Annotated in this window: 23 protein-coding genes; 17 read left to right on the forward strand and 6 right to left on the reverse strand. The window is 69.5% G+C overall.

Annotated features, from left to right (window positions below; genetic code table 11):
* Positions 1 to 5: 5 nt before the first annotated feature.
* From ABZX92_RS23640 to ABZX92_RS23650, 3 genes are read right to left on the reverse strand one after another with little or no spacing between them, the layout of a single operon-like run.
* Complete coding sequence (locus tag ABZX92_RS23640; protein ID WP_355563139.1) at positions 6 to 1,046, reverse strand: hypothetical protein; 1,041 nt, start codon at positions 1,044 to 1,046, stop codon at positions 6 to 8.
* Positions 1,047 to 1,084: 38 nt separating this feature from the next.
* Entirely contained in the window at positions 1,085 to 1,636 is a 552-nt protein-coding gene (locus tag ABZX92_RS23645; protein WP_355563142.1) for an MEDS domain-containing protein, read from the reverse strand.
* The gene (locus tag ABZX92_RS23650; RefSeq protein ID WP_355563145.1) at positions 1,633 to 3,369 is read right to left on the reverse strand and encodes a helix-turn-helix domain-containing protein; all 1,737 of its coding nucleotides are present in this window, start codon (positions 3,367 to 3,369) and stop codon (positions 1,633 to 1,635) included. Before ABZX92_RS23650 ends, ABZX92_RS23645 begins: the two co-directional genes overlap by 4 nt.
* 106 nt (positions 3,370 to 3,475) lie before the next feature.
* Here ABZX92_RS23650 and ABZX92_RS23655 point away from each other — a divergent pair, with 106 nt between their 5' ends.
* Genes ABZX92_RS23655 through ABZX92_RS23710 form a run of 12 tightly spaced genes read left to right on the forward strand, consistent with a single transcriptional unit; the run spans position 3,476 to position 14,285 of the window.
* A complete protein-coding gene (locus ABZX92_RS23655) occupies positions 3,476 to 3,862 on the forward strand; it encodes an Hsp20/alpha crystallin family protein (protein ID WP_355563146.1) in 387 nt (128 codons plus the stop codon).
* Between the two features lie 10 nt (positions 3,863 to 3,872).
* The gene (locus ABZX92_RS23660; protein ID WP_355563149.1) at positions 3,873 to 4,382 is read left to right on the forward strand and encodes a general stress protein; all 510 of its coding nucleotides are present in this window, start codon (positions 3,873 to 3,875) and stop codon (positions 4,380 to 4,382) included.
* Entirely contained in the window at positions 4,382 to 6,253 is a 1,872-nt protein-coding gene (gene dnaK, locus ABZX92_RS23665; protein ID WP_355563152.1) for a molecular chaperone DnaK, read from the forward strand. The genes ABZX92_RS23660 and dnaK overlap by 1 nt, the downstream gene beginning before the upstream one ends.
* Positions 6,254 to 6,256: 3 nt before the next feature.
* Positions 6,257 to 6,793, forward strand: a complete 537-nt coding sequence (locus tag ABZX92_RS23670; protein WP_355563155.1) for a nucleotide exchange factor GrpE — start codon at positions 6,257 to 6,259, stop codon at positions 6,791 to 6,793.
* Positions 6,794 to 6,799: 6 nt separating this feature from the next.
* Positions 6,800 to 7,696: a DnaJ C-terminal domain-containing protein gene (locus tag ABZX92_RS23675; protein ID WP_355563158.1), complete on the forward strand. Its 897-nt coding sequence runs from the start codon at positions 6,800 to 6,802 to the stop codon at positions 7,694 to 7,696.
* Positions 7,696 to 7,989, forward strand: coding sequence for a chaperone modulator CbpM (locus ABZX92_RS23680; protein ID WP_355563161.1), 294 nt, complete (start codon positions 7,696 to 7,698; stop codon positions 7,987 to 7,989). The genes ABZX92_RS23675 and ABZX92_RS23680 overlap by 1 nt, the downstream gene beginning before the upstream one ends.
* Positions 7,980 to 10,607: an ATP-dependent chaperone ClpB gene (clpB, locus tag ABZX92_RS23685; RefSeq protein ID WP_355563164.1), complete on the forward strand. Its 2,628-nt coding sequence runs from the start codon at positions 7,980 to 7,982 to the stop codon at positions 10,605 to 10,607. The genes ABZX92_RS23680 and clpB overlap by 10 nt, the downstream gene beginning before the upstream one ends.
* On the forward strand, positions 10,604 to 11,035 hold the full coding sequence (gene trxA / locus ABZX92_RS23690) for a thioredoxin (RefSeq protein ID WP_355563166.1): 432 nt from the start codon (positions 10,604 to 10,606) through the stop codon (positions 11,033 to 11,035). The genes clpB and trxA overlap by 4 nt, the downstream gene beginning before the upstream one ends.
* Entirely contained in the window at positions 11,032 to 11,457 is a 426-nt protein-coding gene (locus ABZX92_RS23695; protein ID WP_355563169.1) for a DoxX family membrane protein, read from the forward strand. The genes trxA and ABZX92_RS23695 overlap by 4 nt, the downstream gene beginning before the upstream one ends.
* Positions 11,454 to 11,717, forward strand: a complete 264-nt coding sequence (locus tag ABZX92_RS23700; protein ID WP_355563172.1) for a UBP-type zinc finger domain-containing protein — start codon at positions 11,454 to 11,456, stop codon at positions 11,715 to 11,717. The genes ABZX92_RS23695 and ABZX92_RS23700 overlap by 4 nt, the downstream gene beginning before the upstream one ends.
* Positions 11,695 to 13,359, forward strand: a complete 1,665-nt coding sequence (locus ABZX92_RS23705) for an FAD-dependent oxidoreductase (RefSeq protein ID WP_355563175.1) — start codon at positions 11,695 to 11,697, stop codon at positions 13,357 to 13,359. The genes ABZX92_RS23700 and ABZX92_RS23705 overlap by 23 nt, the downstream gene beginning before the upstream one ends.
* Positions 13,356 to 14,285: a PrsW family glutamic-type intramembrane protease gene (locus ABZX92_RS23710; protein WP_355563178.1), complete on the forward strand. Its 930-nt coding sequence runs from the start codon at positions 13,356 to 13,358 to the stop codon at positions 14,283 to 14,285. The genes ABZX92_RS23705 and ABZX92_RS23710 overlap by 4 nt, the downstream gene beginning before the upstream one ends.
* 109 nt (positions 14,286 to 14,394) lie before the next feature.
* On the opposite strand, the gene ABZX92_RS23715 is transcribed toward ABZX92_RS23710, so the two are convergent.
* Entirely contained in the window at positions 14,395 to 14,538 is a 144-nt protein-coding gene (locus ABZX92_RS23715; protein ID WP_355563180.1) for a hypothetical protein, read from the reverse strand.
* A 38-nt stretch (positions 14,539 to 14,576) separates the two neighbouring features.
* Here ABZX92_RS23715 and ABZX92_RS23720 point away from each other — a divergent pair, with 38 nt between their 5' ends.
* Positions 14,577 to 15,017, forward strand: a complete 441-nt coding sequence (locus tag ABZX92_RS23720; RefSeq protein WP_355563182.1) for a DUF1931 family protein — start codon at positions 14,577 to 14,579, stop codon at positions 15,015 to 15,017.
* A gap of 38 nt (positions 15,018 to 15,055) precedes the next feature.
* Positions 15,056 to 15,370 (forward strand): DUF5335 family protein, encoded by a 315-nt coding sequence (locus ABZX92_RS23725; RefSeq protein ID WP_355563185.1) that lies wholly within the window; start codon positions 15,056 to 15,058, stop codon positions 15,368 to 15,370.
* Here ABZX92_RS23725 and ABZX92_RS23730 read toward each other — a convergent pair.
* Complete coding sequence (locus tag ABZX92_RS23730) at positions 15,355 to 15,711, reverse strand: DUF2267 domain-containing protein (RefSeq protein ID WP_355563187.1); 357 nt, start codon at positions 15,709 to 15,711, stop codon at positions 15,355 to 15,357. The two genes, ABZX92_RS23725 and ABZX92_RS23730, sit on opposite strands and share 16 nt — an antisense overlap.
* A 42-nt stretch (positions 15,712 to 15,753) precedes the next feature.
* Positions 15,754 to 16,071 (reverse strand): hypothetical protein, encoded by a 318-nt coding sequence (locus ABZX92_RS23735; RefSeq protein ID WP_355563190.1) that lies wholly within the window; start codon positions 16,069 to 16,071, stop codon positions 15,754 to 15,756.
* 27 nt (positions 16,072 to 16,098) lie between these two features.
* On the opposite strand from ABZX92_RS23735, the gene ABZX92_RS23740 reads away from it, so the two are divergent.
* From ABZX92_RS23740 to ABZX92_RS23750, 3 genes are all read left to right on the forward strand, one after another.
* Positions 16,099 to 16,794: a GAF and ANTAR domain-containing protein gene (locus ABZX92_RS23740; protein WP_355563193.1), complete on the forward strand. Its 696-nt coding sequence runs from the start codon at positions 16,099 to 16,101 to the stop codon at positions 16,792 to 16,794.
* Positions 16,795 to 17,136: 342 nt separating this feature from the next.
* Complete coding sequence (locus ABZX92_RS23745) at positions 17,137 to 17,952, forward strand: GAF and ANTAR domain-containing protein (RefSeq protein WP_355563195.1); 816 nt, start codon at positions 17,137 to 17,139, stop codon at positions 17,950 to 17,952.
* A gap of 104 nt (positions 17,953 to 18,056) precedes the next feature.
* The coding region (locus ABZX92_RS23750) for a HAMP domain-containing protein (RefSeq protein WP_355563198.1) at positions 18,057 to 19,517 on the forward strand (1,461 nt) is incomplete at its 3' end.

A 19,517-nucleotide genomic window follows, 5' to 3' on the forward strand; every position in this document is an offset into this window, starting at 1 on the left:
CTGTGTCACGCCTTGAGTTTCTTGCGCCTCTGCTGCTGGCGGTAACCATAGGCGGCCCGGCGCACTGCCTCGTCGCTCTCGAGCCGCGACCCCAGCGCACCGGCCACGGTCCCGATCGACGCCGCGAGCCACGCGATCCCGAGATAGTCCGGCAGGGCGGGAGGATGCTCGATCTGCCGTGCCAGCACGCCGGGGTCGAGCACGAGCCATCCCGCCGCGAGCACGAGGACGAACAGGGCCAGGTAGAGGGTCAAGATCCCCAGGCCGATCGTGATCACCGTGGTCAGGTTGTACAACCGCGCCCGTTCCCGTTCGACCTCGCCGGACGGCTGTTCCCACAGTTCGTGGCTGGCGATCAGCCAGATCACCATCGCGGTGATGGACACCAGCATCGCCGCCACCAGCCTGGCGGGTGACGCGGACGCGCCGAGCTGCCAGATGGTCGAGCTGATCAACGCGTACGCGCCGGTGCCGAACGCGGCGACGAGCACGCTGGACATGCCCATCGCGAGCCGCCACGGGCGGTTCGCCTTGATCATGCCCGCGATCAGGCGCAGCTTCCCACCCGGACGGGAGGCCACGAACCGCACGCCGATGTCGTCGGTGGGCGAGTCGATCCGCCGGGCGAGCCGCGGTACCGGGACCTCGTGGTCGGTCAGCTCACCCACCACCGCGCTGACCACGTCCACGGTCTTCCTGCGCAGACCCCAGCCGCCGAGTGCGGGAAGGGACGCCACGGCCAGGCCGTCGTCAGCACTCGCGTCGGCCACCACCGGGTCGGTGCCCGCGCGGCGCGGCAGATCTGTCAGGCACACCCACAGATCGCAGCGCTCCTCGACGACCTGGTCCCGCACCGCCTGCACCACGTGCCGGACCGTGCCGTGCTCATCGGCCGCGAACTGGTCGCACACGGGCACAACCCGCCACTCGACGTCACCGTCCACGTCACGGGACAACCGGCGCGGCAGATCCCCTGCGACGTCCTGCACGATGTCGGTGGCCAGTCCGGGATCGGCGAGCAGGCCGAGCACCACGGTCCTCTGCATGCGTCGTCGGGTACCTCAGCACCGCGACGGATACACCTTCAGACCGATGTTCGCTGGTGGTACGGGTTCTGGATCAGCACGCCGCCCATCCAGATCTGCGAATGCGCCTTCACCATCGCTACGACCACGTCACCGCCGAACACCCCGAGGTCGTAGAAGCAGAGCACGTACACCGGTCGCGTGCGCGCCCACATCTCGGCGTTCAGCTCGTGCTGGAACAGGGCGTCCATCTTTCCCCCGGGTTGCAGAAACCCCTCCACCCACCCCATGTCGCCCGCCACCCGGCAGATCGTCCCGGTACGCGCCGCCCAGTCGTCGAGGTCGGCCAGCATCGCGTCGCTGTCGAGCGTGTCACCGCGCAGGTGACCGCCCTTCGGCTCGTGCACCACGAGCAGCGGGTCCGGACCGTCCAGGCTGCTCAGGGCGTCGTCCAGCTCCCCCTCGGGGGCGAAGTACCGGCACGCCTCACCGCGGCGCAATCCGTCACGCAGGAAGGGAACCAGCAGCGAGTCCCGTTCGGCATGACCGTGGTGGAAGACGCAGAGATGTGCGTGGACATCGAGGCTCACACCGTCGAACGTCGCGATCATCGCCGTTCCTCCCAGGGCTGCCCTTGCAGCACCTGCCAGGCACGGGTCGCCACATGGACATTGAGACGGGTTTCCACATCACCCAGATCGAAACCGGTGATCTTCCTGATCCTGCCGAGCCGGTAGCGCAACGTACTGCGGTGGATGAACAGCGCGGTCGCCGTGCGGTCGTAGTTGCCGCCGCACTCCAGGAACTGGGAAAGCGTGTGGACCATGTCCGCGGCCCTGCTGTCGTCGTAGTCGATCAGGCCGCCCAGCCACTCCCGCACGAACGCCTCGACATCGGCGCGGCTGTTGCCCGTGCCGAGAATCCGGTAGAGACCCAGCTGGTCGAACGACGCGACTCCGTTCGGTGCGTGTGACGTCTGCCGGATGCGCAGCGTGCGCATCGCCTCGGTGAACGAGCGCGGCAGCTCGTCCGGCGTGACACTGCGCCCGCCGATCGCGATCACACCGGTGTCGGCCCCGAGTTCCCGCGCCATCACGTCGAACAGCGCCGCACCGTCCGGCTCGCCCTGCACGAGCATCACGACCACACCGGAGCGCCGTGAGCACAACGCTTTCCACTCCAGTTCGGCCATCGCGCGAGCGGTCAGGTCGGACACGGCCTGATCGGCCTGGACGCCGTGCCACTGCACGACCACGACGTGGTGAGGGGCGCGCAGGTCGTGGCCCAGCGCGTCGGCGCGCGCGTACGCGCTCTCGTTGTCCGTGCCGAGCACCAGGTCGTCCACCAGGTCGCGGTGCAGCCTCAGCTCGACCTCGGCGAGGTTGCGCTGGTGGGCCAGCTCCAGCGCGAGGACCGTCGTGCCGTACTCCAGGGTGAAGATCTCGTGGTCCCGCGCGGTCTTGTCCGGATCGATCAGGGCGACCACGCCCAGCACCTCGTGGTGCGGCTTGACCAGTGAGATCAGCCGATCGCGCTCCCGCAGCGGGCGCGTCAGGCGGGCGGCCCGGCGCAGCAGGTCCTCCTGCCGCCGCGCGGACATCTTCGGGTACGGATCCGGGCGGCCCGCTCCCGCCCAGGCGCGCAGGTTTCCGAACCGGTCCTCGATGGCGACGGGCAACCCCGTCAGATCGCACAACGCGTGCGCGAGTCCTGGTTCACCGGCGCCGAGAGCGGTCACCTGAGTCAGCACGTCGTGCACCTGTTGCTGTTGCCGCAGCCGGGACACCGTCTTGGTCAGCTGGGCGTTCACCGTCGCGCGTTCGTCGTTGGACCGGCGCAGCTCGACCCGCTGCTCGTACTCCCTGCGGTGCAGGGCCGCGTTCGCCAGCGCCGCGCTCGTCTGCTGGCAGAGCGTCTTGAGCAGGAAGAACTCGTCGACCGTCGGCTCCTGCAGCGCGACCACGATCAGGCATCCGGTGACGCCGCTCAGGCCCCGCAACAGGAACGCCCACCGCCACTTCCCGTCGGCAAGCGTCACGGCGGAGTCGTGATCGTCCAGTTCGGACACGATCCGGTCGAGCTCGGGGCCGGCGGGCTGATCGGAGGGCGTGCGCACCAGTTCGCCGTCGACCATCAGATAGGTCATGTCGGACGCGCACGGACCGAGTGAGGAAACCGAAGTCGCCGCCAGGGCAAGGATCTTCGCCGAGTCCCGGCTGTCGAACATCATCATCGACAGCACGAACAGGCCGTAGAGATTGGACAACTGCGCGCGTGCCCAACTGTCCAAGCCTCCGGCGTCGCCGACCATGCCCTCCCCCAAGCCGTGGTTGCGTTTTGTCAAGGAGCCTATCTCCGCCGTCACTGTGCTGCCGGGTCCAGCGCAGCGGGCTGATTTCGTCCTCGCAGGCGGACGCGCCGCGGGCAGTGCCTTCGCCACGGTGGAGGTCATGACACTGATGCGCTTCGACCCGTTCCGCGAACTCGACCGGCTTTCCGAGCACACGGTCCGCACACCACGAGCGCTGCCGATGGAGGCGTTCCGCCGCGGCGAGGAGTGCGTCGTCGCGCTCGACCTTCCTGGCGTCGGCAGCGAGGACGTCGACGTGACCGTGGAACGCAACGTGGTCACGGTCAAGGCCTCGCGGCGCCCGCTGTGGCAGGAGGACGACGAGGTGCTGATCGACGAACGGCCGCACGGCGAGTTCAGCCGCCAGTTCTTCCTCGGCGACATGCTCGACGCCGCCAACCTGTCCGCCAGCTTCGACCGCGGCGTGCTCGTGCTGACCATCCCGGTCGCCGAGTCCAGCAAACCTCGCCAGATCGAGATCTCCTGAGGAGGCCGTGATGACCACCCAGCACCCAGGTGCGCACGCGCGTATGACGACCGCTGCCGGCCAACGGCGGACGATCGCGTCGTTCACCAACTACCGCGATGCCGAACGGGCCGTGGATCACCTCTCGGACCACAAGTTCCCGGTCGACCGCACCGCGATCATCGGCAACGACGTCCGCATGGTCGAGCAGGTCGTCGGCCGGCTCGACTGGGGCCGCGCGCTGCTGAACGGCGCCGCGTCCGGTGCCGTTCCCGGACTGCTGTTCGGCTGGATCTTCGGCCTGTTCAACCTCGTCAACCCGCTCGTCGCCGCGCTGACGCTGGCCCTGTACGGCCTGGTGTTCGGCGCCGTGATCGGCGCGATCATGGGCGCGATCTTCTACGGGTTGCAACGCGGCCGGCGCGACTTCAGCTCCGTCACCGCGATGGTGCCGAGCCGGTACGACCTCGTCGTGGACGAGGAGGTCGCGGACGAGGCGCAGCGACTGCTGGCCGAGCTCGGCACGAGGAGTGGTTCCTGATGGCCAAGGCAGTGGGAATCGACCTCGGCACGACGAACTCCGCGATCGCGGTGATGGAGGGCGGCCAGCCCACGATCATCTCGAACGCGGAGGGCGCCCGGACCACCCCGTCCGTGGTCGCGTTCACCGAGAGCGGCGAGCGGCTGGTCGGCCAGCTGGCGAAGCGCCAGGCGATCCTGAACCCCAAGGGCACGATCTACTCGGCCAAGCGGTTCATCGGCCGTCGCTTCCAGGAGGTCACCGAGGAGGCGGAGACGGTCACGTTCGACGTCGTCGAGGCCCCGAACGGATCGGCCGCCTTCAAGGTGCGCGACAAGCTGTACGCGCCGGAGGAGATCAGCGCACAGGTGCTGCGCAAGCTGGTGGACGACGCGTCGAACTACCTCGGCGAGAAGGTCCGGGAAGCCGTGATCACGGTGCCCGCGTACTTCAACGACTCGCAGCGCCAGGCCACCAAGGACGCGGGCAAGATCGCCGGCCTGGACGTCCTGCGGATCATCAACGAGCCGACGGCGGCCGCACTGGCCTACGGGCTGGACAAGAAGGAGCACGAGACGGTCCTCGTGTTCGACCTCGGCGGCGGCACGTTCGACGTGTCCCTGCTCGACGTCGGCGACGGTGTGGTCGAGGTCCGCTCCACCTCCGGCGACACCCACCTCGGCGGCGACGACTTCGACCGCAGGCTGGTGGATCACCTGGCCGGCAAGTTCAAGAACGACACCGGCATCGACCTCCGCACCGACCCGCAGGCCCTGCAACGGCTCTACGAGGCCGCGGAGAAGGCCAAGGTCGAACTGAGCGCGGTCACCCAGACCCAGGTGAGCCTGCCGTTCATCACCGCGGACAAGGACGGTCCCAAACACCTGACGGAGACCGTCACGCGGTCGACGTTCGAGCAGATCACCGCCGACCTCGTGGAACGCTGCCTCGAACCGGTCAAGCAGGCGATGGCCGACGGCAAGGTGTCCGAGAACGACATCGACGAGGTCATCCTGGTCGGCGGCTCGACCCGGATTCCGGCCGTGCAGAAGCTCGTCCGCCGCCTCACCGGCGGCAAGGACCCCAACATGAGCGTGAACCCGGACGAGGTCGTGGCGCTCGGTGCCGCGGTGCAGGCCGGTGTGCTCAAGGGCGAGGTCAAGGACGTGCTGCTGCTCGACGTGACCCCGCTGTCGCTGGGCGTGGAGACCCGCGGCGGGGTGATGACCAGGATCATCGAGCGGAACACGACGATCCCGGCCCGCCGCTCCGAGGTGTTCTCGACCGCCGAGGACAACCAGCCCGCCGTGGACGTGGTGGTCCTGCAGGGCGAACGCGAACGCGCGGCCGACAACCGGGTGCTGGGCCGGTTCCAGCTGACCGGGATCAGGCCGGCACCGCGCGGCGAGCCGCAGGTCGAGGTCACCTTCGACGTGGACGCGAACGGGATCCTGAACGTCACCGCCCGGGACAAGGACACCAACGCCGAACAGGGCATCACCATCAGTGAGAGCTCGAACCTGGACGCGTCCGACGTCGAGCGGATGGTGTCCGAGGCCGAGGCGAACCGGGCGGAGGACCAGCGGCTGCGGGAGGCCGTGGACGCGCGCAACACGCTCGACTCGATCGCCTACCAGGTCGAGAAGACGCTGTCCGATCTCGGCGACGCCGCCCCGTCGCACGAGCGTGCGCGGGCCGAGATGCTGATCTCCGACGCGCGCGAGGCGCTGGAGTCGGACGCACCCGTCGAGCGCGTGCGGGAACTGACCGGAGAGCTGACCCAGGTCCTGCAGGGCCTGCAGGTGGCGCGGACGTCGGCTCCCCCGCCCGCCGCGGACCAGGGTTCGTCCTCGGACGACGACGTCGTCGACGCCGACTTCGATCGGGTGTGACCCATGACCACACAGGGGAAAGCCGCGAACTCCGCAACGGACTCCACGCCGGAGGCCGGCGTGGACCCTGTGGCGGATTCCGCGGCCGAGGCCGGGACCGGCGCCACTTCCTCTCCGGCGCCGGTCCCGGAGCTCGCCGAGCTGGAGGACCGGTGGCTGCGCGCCGTGGCCGAGCTGGACAACGTGCGCAAGCGCTACGGCCGCGAGCTGGATCGGGAACGGACGGCCGAACGCGCACGGGTGGCGTCGGCGTGGTTGCCCGTGCTGGACAACCTGGAGCTCGCACTCGGCCACGCGGGCGGCGGCGCGTTCACCGAAGGCGTCCGGGCGATCCGCGACCAGGCGGTCGAGGTGCTCGCCCGGCTCGGCTACCCGCGCCAGGACGCGACCGGTGTGCCGTTCGACCCGCGCCGGCACGAGGTCGTGACGGTGCTGGACGATCCGGACACACCTCCTAACACGGTCGTGCGCGTGCTGCGGCCGGGATACGGCGACCTCCGCCCGGCATCGGTCGCCGTGTCTCGCACCGCCCAGGGGTGAGCTGCCGTGGCCACGGACTTCTACGAGGCACTCGGCGTGCCACGCGGGGCGAGCGGCGAGGAGATCCAGCGGGCGTACCGCAAGCTCGCGCGCCGCTACCACCCGGACGTCAACCACGACCCCGGCGCCGAGGACCGGTTCAAGGAGGTCAGCGAGGCGTACGAGGTCCTGTCGGATCCGGAGCAGCGCAGCCGCTACGACCGGTTCGGCGCCGACTTCCGCCGGATCCCGGAAGGTTACGAGGAACGAGCCGCTGCCGGCGCGGGTCGCGGTGGCCGCACGGTGTACACCAGCGGGCCCGGCTACGGCAGTTTCGAGGACTTCGACGTCGAGGACCTGCTCGGTGGCTTCTTCCGCCGCGGTGGCCGGGGCGGGCCGATTCCCGGTGCCGACCAGGAGGCCGTGCTGACGCTCTCGGTGGAGGAGGCCTACCGGGGTGGCCGGCGCAGGCTGACCATCGGCGACCGCGAGCTGGACGTGACCATCCCGGCCGGTGTGGTCGACGGCCAGCGGATCCGGCTGTCCGGCGAGGGCGGTCGCGGTTCCGGCGGTGGCACCGCGGGTGATCTGTTCCTGGTGGTGCGGATCGCTCCGGACCCGCGGTACCGCCTGGAGGGCCGCGACATCGTGGTGGACCTGCCCGTCACACCGTGGGAGGCGGCTCTCGGCGCCACCGTGCCGATCATGACGCCCGGCGGGGAGGTCAAGGTCCGCGTGGTGCCGGCGTCGTCGAGCGGACGGCGGTTGCGACTGCGCGGCGAGGGCATGCCGAACCCGCGCGGCACACCGGGTGACCTGTACGCGGTCGTGAAGATCATGGTGCCGAAGCGACTCGGCAAGCGGGAACGCGAGCTCTTCGAGGAACTGGCCGCCGTTTCCGACTTCAACCCGAGGGGTGCGTGATGTATCCGCTGACCAGACCGGTCCGGCTGAGCCTGAGCCGGGTGTCCGTCCACACCGGACTGCATCCGGAGCTGATCCGCCGGTTCGCCGCGCTGGGACTGGTCGAGTGCGCGGCGGACGAGACCGGACAGCTGTGGTTCCCGCCGGAGACGGTGGTCCGCCTCGCCCGGATCCAGCGACTGCGCGGCGGGCTCTCGCTCAACTACACCGCGGTCGGGCTCGTGCTGGACCTGCTCGACCGGATCCGTGTCCTGGAAGCACAACTACGCGGGAGTGAACGACCGTGGACATGAACAGGTTGACCCAGAAGTCGCAGGAAGCCCTGCAGTCCGCCCAGGACGTCGCCCAGCGGCTCGGCCACACCGAGACCGACGGCGAACACCTCCTGCTCGCGCTGGTCGACCAACCGGACGGTCTCGTACCGCGCCTGCTCGCCCACGTGGGCGTGAACGTGCCGGCCCTCCGCGACGAGGTGAACGCCGACCTGGGCAGGCGTCCCAAGGTGACCGGGCCGGGTGTCCAGCCCGGACAGATCAACGTCACCCGCCGGCTGCTGGCCGTGCTGGACGCCGCCGAGCGAGAAGCCAAGCGGCTCAAGGACTCCTACGTCAGCGTCGAGCACCTGCTGCTGGCGCTGGCCGAGGAGGGCAGCCGCACCAAGGCGGGCCAGATCCTGGCCAGGCACGGCATCACGCGAGACAGGTTCCTGGAGTCGCTCACGAAGATCCGCGGCAATCAGCGCGTGCAGAGCGCCACGCCAGAAGGCACCTACGAGGCGTTGGAGAAGTACGGCCGCGATCTCGTGGACGACGCGCGGACCGGCGACCTCGACCCGGTGATCGGGCGGGACGCCGAGATCCGGCGGGTGATCCAGATCCTGTCCCGCAAGACGAAGAACAACCCCGTCCTGATCGGTGAGCCCGGCGTCGGCAAGACCGCGATCGTCGAGGGGCTGGCGCAGCGGATCGTGCGCGGTGACGTGCCGGAAGGGTTGCGGGACAAGACGGTCTTCGCACTCGACATGGGATCGCTGGTGGCGGGCGCGAAGTACCGCGGCGAGTTCGAGGAACGCCTCAAGGCGGTGCTCGCCGAGGTCAAGGCCGCCGAGGGACGGATCCTGCTGTTCGTCGACGAGCTGCACACCGTCGTGGGCGCGGGCGCCGCCGAGGGATCGATGGACGCGGGCAACATGCTCAAGCCCATGCTGGCGCGCGGTGAGCTGCACATGATCGGCGCGACCACGCTCGACGAGTACCGCAAGCACATCGAGAAGGACGCCGCGCTGGAACGCCGGTTCCAGACCGTGCTGGTGGAGGAACCGACGCCGGAGGACGCGATCTCGATCCTGCGCGGGTTGCGCGAACGACTGGAGGTCTACCACGGCGTCAAGATCCAGGACGCCGCGATGGTCTCCGCCGTCGTGCTGTCCCGCCGCTACATCACCGACCGGTTCCTGCCGGACAAGGCGATCGACCTGGTGGACGAGGCGTGCGCGCGGCTGCGCACCGAGATCGACTCGATGCCCGCGGAACTGGACGAGATCTCCCGCCGGGTGACCCGCCTGGAGATCGAGGAAGCCGCGCTGGCCAAGGAGACCGACCAGGCGAGCAGGCAGCGGCTCGACGCGCTGCGCAAGGAACTCGCCGACCTCCGCGCCGAGCTCGACGCGATGACGGCGCAGTGGGAGGCGGAGCGCCAAGCCATCCGGCGCGTGCAGGAACTGCGCGGTGACCTCGAACGCGTGCGCCGCGAGGCCGAGGAGGCGGAACGGACCTACGACCTCAACCGGGCCGCGGAACTGCGGTACGGCCGGCTCGCCGAGCTGCAGCGTCAGCTCGCGACCGAGGAGGAAAGGCTTGCGGCCAAACAGGGTGAGCGACGGCTGCTGCGCGAGGTCGTGACCGAGGACGAGATCGCCGAGATCGTCGCGGCGTGGACCGGCATCCCGGTGTCGCGGCTCAAGGAGAGCGAGCGCGAGAAGCTGCTGAAGCTGGACGAGATCCTGCACGAGCGGCTGATCGGCCAGGACGAGGCGGTGCGGCTGGTCGCCGACGCGATCATCCGCGCCCGGGCCGGGGTGAAGGACCCGCGCAAGCCGATCGGTTCCTTCATCTTCCTGGGCCCCACCGGTGTCGGGAAGACCGAGCTGGCGAAGACGCTGGCGGCCGCGTTGTTCGACAGCGAGGACAACATGGTGCGCCTGGACATGAGCGAGTACCAGGAGAGGCACACGGTGTCGCGGCTCGTCGGCGCTCCGCCCGGTTACGTCGGCTACGACGAGGGCGGCCAGCTGACGGAAGCCGTGCGGCGCAAGCCCTACTCGGTCGTCCTGCTGGACGAGATCGAGAAGGCGCACCCGGAGGTGTTCAACACGTTCCTGCAGGTGCTCGACGACGGCCGGATCACCGACTCGCAGGGCCGCACGGTCGACTGCCGCAACACGGTGATCATCATGACGTCCAACATCGGCTCGGAGTACCTGCTGGACGGCGTGACGTCGGACGGCGAGATCAAACCGGACGCGCGCGGTGCGGTGATGGCGTCGCTGCGGGAGCACTTCCGCCCCGAGTTCCTCAACCGCGTCGACGACGTCGTGCTGTTCACGCCGCTGCAGCTGGAGCAGCTCGAACGCATCGTCGACCTGCAGTTCGCCGAAATGCGCGCCCGTCTCGCCGAGCGCCGGATCGACGTCGAGCTCACGCCGGCGGGCCGTGAGCTCATCGCACGGCGCGGGTTCGACCCGATCTACGGTGCCCGGCCGTTGCGCCGCTACATCGCGCACGAGGTCGAGACCCGTGTCGCGCGGGCGCTGATCTCCGGCGAGGTGCTGGAGGACGCGACGATCCGGGTGGACGCGGTGGACGGCGAGCTGTCCATCACCACGACCAGCCAGAGCAGGGCAGCCGCATGACCATCAAGTGCCCGAACTGCGGTAAGACCAACCGCGTTCCCGCTGCCGCACAAGGCAAACCCAAGTGCGGCAACTGCGGGCAGCCACTCCCGTGGATCACCGACGCGCTCGACGACGACTTCGCCGAGGTGGCCGAGCAGGCGGACGTCCCCGTGCTGGTCGACCTGTGGGCGACCTGGTGCGGACCGTGCCGGATGGTGAGTCCGGTGCTGGACCAGCTCGCCCGCGAACGCGCGGGCGAGATCAAGCTCGTGCGGGTCGACGTGGACCGCGCGCCCCAGCTCTCGCAACGGTTCGACGTGCGCGCGGTGCCCACGCTGATGATCCTGCGCGGTGGCGAGGTGATCGCCCGGCAACCCGGTGCGCTGCCCGCACCCCAGCTGCGCGCCTGGCTGGACCAGGCGCTCACCCCGGAGGTGAAGACATGATCAACCGCATTCTGCTGAGGCAGCTGCCCGCGCGGGTCACCACCGGCGCGTACGTGCTCAACTCGGGCGTGGGCAAGCTGCACGCCGACCAACAGGCCGCGGAGTCGATGCAGGGCTGGGCCGCGAGCACCTATCCGGTGCTGGGCAAGCTCGATCCCCAGCAGTTCGCGCGGCTGCTGGCGGCCGGGGAGATCACGACCGGCGTTCTGCTGCTGGTGCCGCTGGTACCGGCGGTGGTCGCCGGCGCGGCGCTCACCGGGTTCGCCGCCGGGTTGCTCGGGCTCTATCTGAGGACACCGGGCATGCGCAAGCGAGGGAGCCTGCGCCCGACGGAGGAAGGCATCTCACTCGCGAAGGACGTGTGGCTGCTGGGCATCGGCCTGTCGCTGGTGCTCGACGACGCGACCAGGGAGGACCGATGACCGCCGTAGTGGACGAACACCTCGCCCTCGTGCGCGAGGTCGTACCGCAGACACCGCAGGGTTGCCGGGAATGCCTCATCGCCCGGACCCCGTGGGTCCACTTGCGACTGTGCCTGACGTGCGGCCACGTCGGGTGCTGCGACTCGTCGCCGATGAAGCACGCACGCCGCCACGCGTTCGCGGGTGGCCATCCGATCGTGCGCTCCTTCGAGCCCGGCGAGAACTGGCGGTGGTGCTATGTCCACGAAACTTACGTCTGAGCTGCTGGAGACACCGGACGAGCACGGGGCGTTCCCCCGCCTCGACTCCGAGCAGATCGACCAGCTCGCGCGGTACGGAACTCGTCGCCCGGTGCGAGAAGGGGAAGTGCTGTACGCCGAGGGCGACCGCGGCCACGACTTCTTCGTGATCGTCAGCGGCGTCGTGCACGTGCTGGAGAACGGTCAGGTTGTGCGGGTGCACGGGCCTGGCCGGTTCCTCGGTGAACTCGGTCTGCTGCAACACCAGCCGTCGTTCGCCACGGCCGTGGTCGCCGAGCCCGGCGAAGTGGTCGGGCTGACGGCGGACCAGCTGCGCGCGGTGGTGCAGGACGATCCCGTGCTGGGAGACGTGATCCTGCGTGCGTACCTGATGCGGCGCGCGGTGCTCATCGGCCGCGGCAACGGGCTGCAGATCGTCGGGTCGTGCTTCTCCCCCGACACCAAGCGGCTGCTGGAGTTCGCCGCACGCAACCGGATTCCGCACCGGCTGGTCGACACGGACTCCGACGGCCAGGCCGAGGACCTGCTGCGCCAGTTCGGTGTGACCACCGCGGAAACACCCGTGGTGGTGGTACCCGGCGGCGAGACGCTGCGCAACCCCGGCAACCGGGAACTGGCACGGATACTCGGCTTGCACGCCACCTCGCCCCCGAGCGATGTGACCGATCTGCTCGTGGTCGGCGCCGGGCCCGGCGGGCTCGCGGCCGTCGTGTACGGCGCGTCGGACGGGCTGGGCGTCGTGGCCGTCGACTCGGTGGCGGTCGGCGGTCAGGCTGGCACGACGTCGCGGATCGAGAACTACCTGGGCTTCCCCTCCGGTGTCTCCGGCCCGGAGCTGGCCGAACGCGCGGTGTTGCAGGCCCGCAAGTTCGGCGTGCAGGTGAACGTCGCGGTCGAGGCGATCACCTTCTCCCCGCGCGACGGGCATTACGTGGTGGGCTTCGACGACTCCTCCCAGGTGCCGGCGAGGACCGTGGTCATCGCGACCGGGGCGCGCTACCGCAGGCTGGACGTGCCGCGGCTGGCCGACTTCGAGGCGACCGACGTGCACTACGCGGCGACGATCCACGAGGCTCGCGCGTGCGAGGGGAACCCGGTGGCGGTCGTGGGCGGCGGCAACTCGGCCGGTCAGGCGGCGGTGTTCCTCGCCGAGCGCGTCCCTCAGGTGCACCTCGTCGTGCGTTCCGGCGACCTCAACCGGGACATGTCGCGCTATCTGGTGGACCGGGTCATGCGGCACCCGCGGATCGAAGTGCTGCTGCGGCACGAGATCGTGGAACTGCGGGGTGACAAGAACATCGAGGGCGTCGTCGTCGAGGACAACCAGAGCCACAGCCGGCACGCGCTGCCGGTCCGCGCGCTGTTCGTGTTCATCGGCGCCATTCCGTGCACCGCCTGGCTTTCGCGGCTGGTCGCACTCGACGAGGACGGGTTCGTGCTGACCGGCGAGCACGTCGCGACCGACGACACCTGGTGGCACAAGGGCAGAAGGCCGTTTCCGCTGGAGACGAACCGACCGGGTGTGTTCGCGATCGGGGACGTGCGCAGCGGATCCATCAAACGGGCGGGCTCCGCGATCGGCGAGGGCGCGATGGTGGTCCGGCTCGTCCACGAACACCTCTCGTTCGGAGCGACGACATGACGTGGCGGCGGATGTTCCTGGCCGGTCTGGTGCTGTGGCTGCTGGCGGTCGGGGTGACGTACCTGACCGGCAACGCGATCCTGATCCCGACCGTGGTGCTGCTGGGCAGCTTCCTCGTGCCCGTGACCTTCGTGACGTGGGCCTTCGGGCGCCGCGACACCGGTGAGATCACGGCGGAGCTGGTGTTCGGCACGTTCGTCGTCGGCGGTGTGCTCGGGGTGCTGGGCGCGTCCGTGCTGGAGGCCTACCTGCTCAACCCGTCGCCGTGGATGTACGTCGGCGTGGGGCTGATCGAGGAGGCCGTCAAGCTGGCGGCGCTGGCGCTGCTGACCCGGCACCTCGCGGTGAAGTCCATGCGCGACGGGATGATCCTCGGCGCGTCCGTCGGCTTCGGGTTCGCCGCCTTCGAGTCCGCCGGGTACGCGCTGACGTCGCTGTTCACCGCGTCCGGTCTGTCGCTCAGCAACCTCGTGACGACGGAGCTGCTGCGCGGCGTGCTGGCACCGGTCGGGCACGGGCTGTGGACGGCGATCCTCGGAGGCACGCTCTTCGCGTGGAGCACCCGGCGCCACTTCGTGCTGACCTGGCCGCTGCTGCTCGCGTTTCTCGGGGTGTCCCTGCTGCACGCGCTCTGGGACTCGATGTCCCTGATCGCGGTGCTCGTGACCCTGGCGCTGACCGGCGAACCGTGGCAGTACCAGCTGCTGCTGCGAGGCGCTCTGCCCGAGCCGACCCCGTCCCAGGTGACGGTCTACACCGTCACGGACTGGCTGGGCCTGGCGCTGATCTCGGTCATCGGTCTGGTGTGGCTGTGGTCGCTCGTCCGCCGGTCGCGCCGCGAGCCGCGCCCGCCGGCGTCCTCCCGGCACATCCGCATCGGCCCGTTCGCCATGACCCAGCCCGGACAGGAGGGAGAGATCCGATGAGCGGCACCGGCTTCGTCCCGTTCACCGCCACCATCGACAAGACGAACCACATGCTGCACGAGATCGAGAAGGAGTTCGGCTGGCCACGCGGGCGTGCTGCCGTGACGTCCTAGCCCGCCGGCTCGGGATCGCGGGGCTGCGAACCGTCGCCCTGGCACTCCTTCAGGTGGTCGCTGAGCGCGATCGTCAGCCGTTCCTCGGTCACCGCCCACACGTGCGTCACCGTGCACCACGGGCACGTGCGTCTCCGCATATCCAGTCCCATCACCCCAGAGTACCGAGGAGCCACCGATGCCCGTCATGAACGTGACCAGGTTCGAGCACTTCTTCCGCACCGCGGCGGGTCTCGACGTCGACAAGGACGATCTCAAGCGCTACAACGAGTTCGTCGACCGGAAGCTGCACGACCTGTACCTGATGGCCCAGGTCACCGCGAAGACGAACGCCCGGGACGTGCTGCAGCCCTACGACTTCCCGATCACCAAGGGCCTGCAGGAGCGCATCCGCGAGTTCGGCGAGCTCTTCCCCGAGCTCGCGGATGCGCTGGGCGAGATGGCGCCCCGGCCGCCGGACGTCGTGTTGTCCGACGAGGCCGAGGCCTGGGTGCCGCGGGTGGCGGGCGGAGTGAGCGTGGGCCTCGCCCGCACGTTCAAGATCATCGAACCGGACCTGAAGAACCCGCAGTCCAAGCACTGGGAAACGGCGTTCCGGCTGTTCGACCTCCTGCTGTGACGGCGTCTCGGGTCAACCGAACGACAAGGAGAGTGATCATGTCGGGTGAGGACTGGAAGAACGCGCTGGACGAACTGACCACGCAGGCCAAGGGCAAGGCGGTGACGATCGAGGTGCTCGATCGTGAGTTCGGGGACCAGCACGAGGTGGAACGGCTGCCGTTCGCCTACGCCTCCTACGACCCCAAGGACGACGTCGCGATCATCGCCGTCGGCGGGACCGCGCGGTATCCCGTCGTGCTGCGGCACATGGTGTGGCGGCCCGACGAGATCGACGTGGCCGCCGGACCCGTGCTGCGGATCGTCGAGCAGGACGGGACGACCACGCTGGCGACGTTCTACGACGCCGGCTGAAACTCCCGCGGCAGCTGGGCCGTCACGTGCTCGAACTGCTCGTCACCGATCTCGTCGTGCACGGTGGTGAACACGGCGCGGACGCCATCCGTGGTCTCGCGGACGGTCAGACCGGTGTGCTCGCTGACCCTGCGGACGAACTCGTCGAAGCCGAACGTCTCCGCACGGCCGGCGGGCAGCTCGTTCAGCGACGGCGGCAACAGCCCGGCGAGGTGCCGCGTCTCCCCCTCGCTCAGGCGGTCGGCGAGCGAGCTCAGCGTGGCCCTGGTCAGGTCCGCGGCTTCCTCGCGGGACAGCCCGGCGCGCTCCGCGACGGTGTGGAAGAACTCACGAGCTTCCATGGGACAGCTCCTTTCGGTCGTCGCCGTGGTTGCCCGTTCCGCTCACCTCCGACACCTCGACGGAGCGGAGAGCCGCAACGCGTCCGCCACGGTCTCGTGCAGTTCGACAAGGCCTTCCGCGCTCGCCTGTGCCAGCTCCGCGCCCACCATGTTCTCGTGCCGCTGCACCAGGCAGAACCCGACGTCGCGGGATCCCAGCCGGGCCGTGAGCTTGCCCAGCAGCTCCACCGTGACGGGATGCACGTCGTGGCGCCCGCGCAGCTCCGGCACGATCAGGTCCGCCCCGCCGGAGATCCGCACGAGCCGGTCGACACCACCCGTGTTTGATCCACCGTTCCAGCCGGGTAAAGAAACCTGCACGTGCGCCGACCTGGTGATGGAGGCATCTTGAGCGCAACCGATGACGGCGGCTTCAGAGGACTCGCCGAGACACTCAGCAGCATCGCGCGAACGCTGCAAGCGGAACCGGACGTGGACACCACGCTGCGCGCGATCGTCAAAGCCGCCGCCGACTACATCCCGGGCGCCGAATACGCCGGCATCTCCCTGGCCGAAAGCGGGAAGATCCGCACCGTCGCACCGACGAGCGCCATCGTCGAGACGATCGACAAGCTGCAGTACGACCTGCGCGAAGGCCCGTGCGTCGACGCGATCAAAGAGCGCCAGACCTACCGCACCGGCGACGTCCGCGACGAGCCCCGCTGGCGCGCCTTCGGGCCGGCCGCGGCCGAGAACGGCATCCACTCGCTGCTGTCGTACCGGCTGTTCGTGACCGACCGCACCCTCGGCGCGCTCAACCTCTACTCGTCGCGTGCCCACGCCTTCGACGAGCACACCGAACAGGACGGCCGGCTCTTCGCCACCCACGCCGCGATCGCCCTGGTCGGCGCGCAGCGGGAGGCACAGCTCGGCATCGCGATCGAGAACCGCGACGTCATCTCCACCGCCAAGGGCATCCTCATGGAACGCCACGACCTCGACGCCGCAGCCGCCTTCCGCATGCTCGTGGAGGCCTCCCAGTCGACCAACGTCAAGCTGCACCACGCCGCGACGTGGCTCGTGGAGAACCGGCACGCTCGGTAGCCGTGTCCCCGGAGCCGGGCGGGCGCGGTGCGGGCGATGATGCAACCGGTGCCCGCACCGCGCAACCAGACAGCGCGGAGGCTGGCTGCTCAACGCACCGCGTCAAGCCCGGCCAGACCACAAACGCGGTCTCCACCGTGTCCGGCGAACCGGCCCGGCAATCACCGGAGTACCCACCGCCGCGCCGCCCACACCGGCAACATCAACCCGGCCTGTCCGAGCAGTGGCCGCGCGCTGCTGAGACGACCACTCCAGCGCCGCGCGCCCGTTCGGTTCCGTCACAAGACGCCCGCACGACCAGAACACGTACGATGCTCGAACGCGCGTCAAGCAGCCGGCGTCGTGGACTCCACCTCGTTGACGAAGGAGCACCGCGGCATGGACGACTACTCGGTGCCGAAACCCGTCAGCCCAGCGGCAGACGATCGTCCTGATCTGCTCACGCGTCTGGACGAGACCACTGAAGCGCTGACGGTTCTGCGTGACGCGTTCACCGGCGAGGAACCTCTCGACAACGCGTTGCAGAGGCTCGTGGAGACGGCGGCCAGGGCGATCGCGGACGCGGACGCCGTGACCGTGTCCGTCATGGCGCCGGATCGGCCCCGCACCGCGGCCGCCACCGATTCGCAGCTGGTCAGGGTCGACGAGAAGCAGTACAGCGCCGGCCGCGGACCGTGTCTCGAGTCCGCGAGAACCCTGAGACCGGTGCGCGCGGTCGTGGGTCAGCACCACGACACGTGGCCCGAGTTCGAGGCGGTGGCGGCCGAGATGGGCATCTGCGCGTACCTCTCGGTGCCCGTCGTCCTGCCGGGTTCGGACACCTCGGAAGCGCGCCACGTGGGCACGCTCAACATCTACAGCCGCACCGCGGCCGCTTTCGACCCGTTCGACGAGGGCCTCATGCTGCTGTTCACGACGGCCGCGTCGGCGACGATCACCAGCTCCCAGCGGTGGCAGCACGCCCAGGACAAGGTCCAGCACCTGGAGCGCGCCCTCGAGTCACGTGCGGCGATCGACCAGGCGAAGGGTGCGCTGATGGCGGTGCACGGCTGCACCGCCGACGAGGCGTTCGCCAAGCTGGTCGAGGAGTCGCAGCACCAGAACGTCAAACTTCGTGACGTGGCCCAGAAATTGCTCGACTCGGTCCGGCACTCCTGAACGTCTCGTTTGGTCCAGTAATGTCAGCCGGGCTCCTGAGGCGCGCTTGAACCAACAGGTCACCCTCACCCACTGGTTTCGCCATGCCGTGGAGGCATCAGGAAATGACCGTCACCACCACTCCGAGAGCCGTCGACCTCCCGGAGCTCCGGCAGTTGCTGGCCGGCCTCACCGCGGTCCGCGACGGGGACTTCGGCATCCGGCTGCCCGACGACTCCGACGGTCTGCTCGGCGAGATCGCGACCGTGTTCAACGGCATGGTCGACCAGCTGTCGCAGTTCACCTCCGAGGTCACCCGCGTCTCCCGCGAGGTCGGCACCGAGGGCAACCTGGGCGGCCAGGCGGACGTCAAGGGCGTGTCCGGCACGTGGAAGGACCTCACCGACTCGGTGAACGCGATGGCGGGCAACCTGACCAGTCAGGTGCGCGACATCGCCCAGGTCGCCACCGCGGTCGCCAGGGGCGACCTGAGCCAGAAGATCGACGTCGACGCCCGCGGCGAGATCCTGGAACTCAAGAACACCGTGAACACGATGGTGGACCAGCTGTCCAGCTTCGCTGACGAGGTCACCCGCGTGGCGCGCGAGGTGGGCAGCGAGGGCCGGCTGGGCGGGCAGGCGGAGGTGCCCGGCGTCGGCGGGGTGTGGCTCGACCTCACGAACTCCGTGAACTTCATGGCGGGCAACCTCACCGACCAGGTCCGCAACATCGCCCAGGTGACCACGGCGGTCGCGCGAGGCGATCTCAGCCAGAAGATCACCGTCACCGCGCGCGGTGAGATCCTCGAACTCGCGAACACGATCAACACGATGGTCGACCAGCTCTCCTCCTTCGCCGACGAGGTCACCCGCGTCTCCCGCGAGGTCGGCACGGACGGCCGCCTCGGCGGGCAGGCGGACGTGAAGGGCGTCTCGGGCACCTGGAAGGACCTCACCGACTCGGTCAACTTCATGGCGGGCAACCTGACCGCGCAGGTGCGGTCCATCGCCCAGGTCACCACGGCGGTGGCGCGGGGCGACCTGTCCCAGAAGATCCGGGTCGACGCGCGCGGCGAGATCCTCGAGCTCAAGGAGACCATCAACACGATGGTCGACCAGCTGTCCGGCTTCGCCGACGAGGTCACCCGCGTCTCCCGCGAGGTGGGCACCGAGGGCAACCTGGGCGGCCAGGCGACGGTGCGCGGTGTCTCCGGCACGTGGAAGCACCTGACGGACAACGTGAACGTCATGGCCTCCAACCTGACCAACCAGGTGCGGTCGATCGCGCAGGTCGCCACCGCGGTCGCGCGCGGCGACCTGTCCCAGAAGATCACCGTGGAGGCCAAGGGAGAGGTCGCCGCGCTGGCCGGCGTGATCAACACGATGGTCGACACGCTGTCCGCGTTCGCCGACGAGGTCACCCGCGTGGCTCGCGAGGTCGGCACCGAGGGGATGCTGGGCGGCCAGGCGCGCGTGCCGAACGTGGCGGGCACGTGGAAGGACCTCACCGACAACGTCAACTTCATGGCGAACAACCTGACCAACCAGGTCCGCAACATCGCCCAGGTCACCACCGCCGTCGCGCAG

The sequence above is a fragment of the Lentzea sp. NPDC006480 genome (assembly GCF_040611995.1).
In the GTDB taxonomy this organism is placed as follows: domain Bacteria; phylum Actinomycetota; class Actinomycetes; order Mycobacteriales; family Pseudonocardiaceae; genus Lentzea.